Source organism: Mechercharimyces sp. CAU 1602, from assembly GCF_024753565.1.
Classification (GTDB): domain Bacteria; phylum Bacillota; class Bacilli; order Thermoactinomycetales; family JANTPT01; genus Mechercharimyces.
Genome location: NZ_JANTPT010000011.1, coordinates 1 through 1,477 on the forward strand (window position 1 = coordinate 1; position 1,477 = coordinate 1,477).

A 1,477-nucleotide genomic window follows, 5' to 3' on the forward strand; every position below is an offset into this window, starting at 1 on the left:
TTGATTGCTCAAATTTCACTGACTTGGGTCTATCTTTCGCTCTTCAGTTTTCAAGGAACGTTTTCTTCTTTTTTCCTCACCGCTCTTTCGCGGCGACAAGATCTATCTTACCATAGCAATCTCACTTGCGTCAAGAAGTTTTTTATATCGCGTTTTGTCGCTTTGCAGTGACTCACGCTATTGATCGCTTTCTTAGCGACAAAGATTATCTTACCATGGATAGGAACGTGCTGTCAACAGCTGATTCTCTTTTGATGTATTAATAAAGCTAATTCTCTTTATATTACTAACCTTTGTGGTATGATAAAGATGGTAGTAGCCTGAGCGGGGCAGGTGGCACACCTCCATATAGGAAGGGGGTGAGGCCGTGGTGAGCGTACTGCAAGTCTTTATCGACGTCGTCAGTGTAGCCATTCAGTTATTTGCTGTATGGATCGCTTACCAGTCATTGAAACATAAGAAATGACCCGCCCTCTGGTAAAGGTTAGCGGGTCATTTCCCCTATCTGTGGCCGCCTGTTTCGTGCGGCAGCTACCACTGACAGCAGGATCTGCTCATCCTGCTGTCTTTACTATTGTTACCGCTATTGTACCATATATATTCTCAATTTTCCAAGTCGTATTCTTGACACGATCTGCCCGACCGCAAGTAATCGCAGTCCTTCTTTCAAGATGTTCAGGGAGGCGTTAATGTCTCGGTCATGATGAGCGTGACATTCTGGACAGGTCCCCTCCCTTACATTGAGGTTCTTCACCTCTTTGTTTCGATAGCCACAGGAAGAGCATAGCTGACTCGAAGGATAGGATTTCCCCACCTTCACAACGCTTCTCCCATACCACTTGGCTTGATACTCGAGCAGGGTGACAAACTCCGACCAGGAAGCATCGGTGATGGATTTCGCCAGCGTGCGATGCTTCACCATGTTTTTGACCTGTAGGTCTTCAATGCAGATCGTTTGGTTTTCACGGATCAGCTTAGAAGACAGCTTATGTAGGAAGTCATGACGAGCGTTCGTGATCTGTTCGTGGATGCAAACCACGTTAATCCGTGCTTTGTGCCAGTTGGAACTGCCTTTAGTTCGACGACTCATGATCCGCTGTGCCTTTGCCAACTGCTTTTCATAGTGACGAAAAAAGGCGGAAGGCTTGATCTTCGTTCCATCAGATAAGCTTCCTCTGGCCCTTTACTCCCTCTCTTTTATTAATCAAGAGAACTTCATAACTACACATAACAAAACCCCCTTGTTCCAAGAAGGAACAAGGGGGTTTGTTATGTAGCCTGGCGACGACCTACTCTTCCAGGGACCTGCGTCCCAAGTACCATCGGCGCGGGAGGGCTTAACGATCGTGTTCGATATGGGAACGAGTGGTTCCCCTCCGCTATAGCCACCAGACAGGTGAAGGTTCACACCTTCAAAAGTAAATACTTCGGCCGGAGTCAAGGGAGTGAGGATCTAGAGGGTAAGCCCTCGACCGAT

The 1,477-nt window shown here is 47.2% G+C and carries 1 rRNA gene and 1 pseudogene; both read right to left on the bottom strand.

Annotation, left to right across the window (positions count from 1 at the left end):
- Nucleotides 1-583 precede the first annotated feature (583 nt).
- Nucleotides 584-1,168, bottom strand: a pseudogene (locus NXZ84_RS15050) (RNA-guided endonuclease TnpB family protein); the annotation flags it as partial.
- A 108-nt stretch (nucleotides 1,169-1,276) separates the two neighbouring features.
- A 5S ribosomal RNA gene (gene rrf / locus NXZ84_RS15055) occupies nucleotides 1,277-1,393 on the bottom strand.
- Between the last annotated feature and the right edge of the window lie 84 nt (nucleotides 1,394-1,477).